Origin of the sequence: Mesorhizobium sp. M8A.F.Ca.ET.021.01.1.1, from assembly GCF_003998025.1 — a bacterium.
Lineage (GTDB): Bacteria > Pseudomonadota > Alphaproteobacteria > Rhizobiales > Rhizobiaceae > Mesorhizobium.
In genome coordinates this window covers 1-3,675 of sequence record NZ_RZSJ01000605.1, presented here as the reverse complement: position 1 = coordinate 3,675, position 3,675 = coordinate 1, and the positions used below count along the sequence as shown (strand labels likewise).

At 61.3% G+C, this 3,675-nt stretch carries 3 protein-coding genes; 1 reads left to right on the top strand and 2 read right to left on the bottom strand.

Annotation, left to right across the window (positions count from 1 at the left end; translation table 11 throughout):
- Positions 1 to 1,604 (bottom strand): excinuclease ABC subunit UvrC (gene uvrC, locus EOA36_RS30650; protein ID WP_127280668.1); only part of this gene is annotated, 1,604 nt, incomplete at its 3' end.
- A gap of 417 nt (positions 1,605 to 2,021) precedes the next feature.
- Between uvrC and EOA36_RS30645 the strand changes: the two genes are divergently transcribed.
- Positions 2,022 to 2,546 carry a hypothetical protein gene (locus tag EOA36_RS30645; protein ID WP_127280667.1) on the top strand — a complete coding sequence of 175 codons (525 nt, stop codon included), beginning with the start codon at positions 2,022 to 2,024 and terminating at the stop codon, positions 2,544 to 2,546.
- 363 nt (positions 2,547 to 2,909) lie between these two features.
- Here the strand turns inward: EOA36_RS30645 and EOA36_RS30640 are convergent, their stop codons facing one another.
- On the bottom strand, positions 2,910 to 3,674 hold the full coding sequence (locus EOA36_RS30640; protein ID WP_127280666.1) for an SDR family oxidoreductase: 765 nt from the start codon (positions 3,672 to 3,674) through the stop codon (positions 2,910 to 2,912).
- Between the last annotated feature and the right edge of the window lies 1 nt (position 3,675).

Below are 3,675 nucleotides of genomic sequence, written 5' to 3'. Positions count from 1 at the left end.
ATATCGTCGCCCGCCTCGACTGCCGCTGCCTCGCCCCCTGCCGCATCGTCGGCAAGGACAACATCGCCATGCTCCTTGAGCAATCGCGAAAATCGCCGCTCCATCACTTCGCGCATCATACCGAAATCGTCGCCCGGCGTGATCTCCGTCGAGCGTATGTTGAATTTCCGGTACTGGTTCTTCACAAAGCCTTCCGGCCCCGCGACGACCATGGCGCCGACGGCGTTGGTGCCCATGATGTGCGAGTTGTCGTAGATCTCGATGCGCACCGGCGGCTTTGACAGGCCGAAGGTCTCGGCGAAACCGGCAAGCAGCCGCGCTTGCGTCGAGGTCTCGGCCAGCCGGCGGCCAAGCGCCTCACGCGCATTCTGCAAGGCGTTTTCGGTCAGGTCCTTTTTCTCGCCGCGCTGCGGCACCGAGATCGTCACCTTGCGGCCGGCGCGGGTCGAGAGCGCCTCGGCCAGCAGTTCCTGGTCCTCGACGGTCTGCGACAAGAGGATGGCACGCGGTGTCGGCTTGTCGTCATAGAACTGCGCCAGGAACGAGCCCAGCACTTCCGATCCCTCCAGCGCCGGATCGGCCTTTGGGAAATAGGCGCGGTTGCCCCAGTTCTGGCCGGTGCGGAAGAAGAACACCTGGATGCAGACCTGGCCGCCTTCCTGGTGGATGGCGAACACATCGGCCTCGTCGACGGTCGCCGGGTTGATGCCCTGATGGCTCTGCACGTGCGACAAGGCCGCCAGCCGGTCGCGATAGATGGCGGCTCGCTCGAAATCGAGGTCTTGCGAAGCCTGCTGCATGGCAGCCGAAATCTCGGTCTTCACCTTCTGGCTGCGGCCGGACAAAAAATCCTTCGCTTCGTCGACAAGCTCGGCATAACCCTCATGCGAGATTTCGCCGGTGCACGGACCGGCGCAGCGCTTGATCTGGTAGAGCAGGCATGGCCGCGTGCGGTTCTCATAGAAGGAATTGGTGCAGCTTCTGAGCAGAAAGGCGCGCTGCAGCGAATTGATGGTGCGGCCAACGGCACCGGCCGAGGCAAAGGGGCCGAAATAGTCGCCCTTGCGCGACCGCGCGCCGCGATGCTTGTAGATGCCGGGCGAGACATGGTCGCCGGTCAAAAGGATATACGGAAACGACTTGTCGTCCCGCATCAGCACATTGAATCGCGGCCGCAAACGCTTGATGAGATTGGCTTCGAGCAGCAGCGCCTCGATCTCGGTGCGGGTGACGACGAACTCCATCGTCGACGTCTCGCGCACCATGCGGCCGATGCGGTTGGTGTGGAATCTGCCTTGCGCGTAGTTGGTGACACGCTTCTTCAGGCTGCGCGCCTTGCCGACATAAAGCACGTCGCCGGCGGCGTTCATCATCCGGTAGACGCCGGGCGCATTGGGCAGCCGCTTGACCAGCGTCTGGATCACCTCGGCACCCACCATGCCTTCGGCATCGCCGGCATGCGGCGTCCAGTCGATTGCCGTGAACGCCACATCCGGGCCGACCGGTTCGACGATCTCCTCGATCGCCTCATCCTCGAGGTCGATTTCAGGAGGCAAATCATCGGCGCCGCCACGCGGCTTGCTCTTGTGGTCTAAGGGACTCATTCCTTCATGCCTGTCACATCCGGCGCCCAATAGGACACGCCCGAACTACTCGCCGTTTCAAATCTTTACAGCGACCGAACCGGTTTCTCCGGGACTAATTCCTGGGCTTTCCTTCACGGGTTTATCACAGCCTCCCTTCCGGGACACCGCCGCCAGATCGTCATGCGTGACCTGGGCATATTTCACCGTGGTGTCAATGCTGGAGTGGCGGGACAGTCCTTGGAACGACTGTAGGTTGCCTCTCCCGGCGACAGCAGCATTGACCCGATACCGCAAATTAATGACCGAGTTAAACCACCTCGGACGAACCGAGCGGTTGGCCAGCGCTCCTCCCCTAGGTCCAACTATCCAGGCATGGGGCAGCCGACTACGATGCCCAAGTGATAGATACTTCAACTTACTCACGAGGGAAATGTTATGCGAAAGTTCATGACGCTCATCGCGGTCACGTCGGTAGCTCTTTCGTCTGCGATGGCTGCCTATGCCCAGACAGAGAATCCCCTCCCAAAGGCCAGCGATGTCCTGGTCAAATATGGAGACGTCCAAGGCTGGACAGTTTACACCAATCAAACCCGCGGCGATTGCTTGCTCGTCCACTCGGACGGCCCAAGTTCGGTTCAAATGGGTGTTACCGCGAATCGGGAAGTCGGGTATCTTGGCGTGTTCACGACGGTGGATATCGGCCTCCAGAACGGGAAGCAGTCGGATATCTTCGTTTCTATCGACGGCCATCTCTACAAGGGAGTGGCCACCACCACGAACGGAATACTCAAGGGCGGATATTCTGGCGGCTACATCTTGACCGACGACCCGAAATTCAAGCGTGACGTGGCGAAGAGATATAAAATGATCGTGTTTCCTGAGACCAAGGGAGCCTTTGTCGTCGATCTGAAGGGGACTTACAAAGCAATGGCAATGGCGCGCAAGTGCCTCAAGCATTGACCGCCGGCCCAGCAATGTTCCACCCATCTCGGCCATTGGCTGCTACTGGCTGACTGGACTTTTGAAGCCGGAACCAGCGTATGACGCCTGAGAGCCGGATGTTGACGCGTCCGGTTCAGGGGCAGTCGGGCGTGGGGACACCTGTGACCCCTTCCGTCCAACCGCATATTACGCGGCACCGTGCTTGGGCAAGTGCCGACATTGGCGGCATGCCGGAGCCGCTCAGCGCTGCAGGTCGGGAGTGCTGCCGAACAGCCCCGGGGAGCGCCATCGTCAGAGACTTTTTCCAGAAGCCACAATCGTCGGGACAGCCCGGTTGTGCTTTTAGCCGATCAAATTAGACCCCAACAAGGATTTCGACTGCTATTCCGCCATGCCTGTCACATCGGGCGTCTGCCATGCAAGATGCTGGCCGCCATCGAGCGCGATCATCTGGCCGGTGACCGAGCGCGTCTCCCACAGATAGCGGATGGTGGCGCCGAATTCCGGCAATTCCGGGCCGCGCTTCAGAATCAGGCCGGCGACCTGCGCGTCAAAATCCGAATCGTCCTGGCGCGCGTTCTTCAGCGTCGGGCCCGGCCCGATCGCATTGACGCGGATGCGGGGCCCGAGCGCCTGTGCCAACATCTGCGTCTGGGTCCACAATGCCGATTTCGACAACGCATAGGAAAAATAGCGCGGCGTCGGCCGCCAGACGCGCTGGTCGATGATGTTGACGATCAGCCCCTCCCGCCCCTCCGGCAAGGAACGGGCGAAGGTCTGCGCCAACAGCGCCGGCGTCTTCACATGAATGGCGAAGTGGCGGTCCCAGGCGTGCCAGTCGAAATCTTCCACTGAATCGTCGACGAAGAGCGAAGCATTGTTGACCAGCAGCGAGATCAGGCCCAGCGCGGCTTCCGCCTGGCCGACGAGCTCGCTGACGGCGTCCATGTCGGTCAGATCAGCCGCAACCACGGCGGCGCGGCCGCCCGACCGGTTAATCCCCTCGGCCAGCGCATCCGCCTCATCGTGCGAGCGGTTGGAGTGGATGGCGACCGCAAAACCATGGCTGGCGAGGTCCTCGACGATCGCCTTGCCGATCCGTTTCGCTCCACCGGTCACCAGCGCCACGGCAGTGGCTTTGCTCATC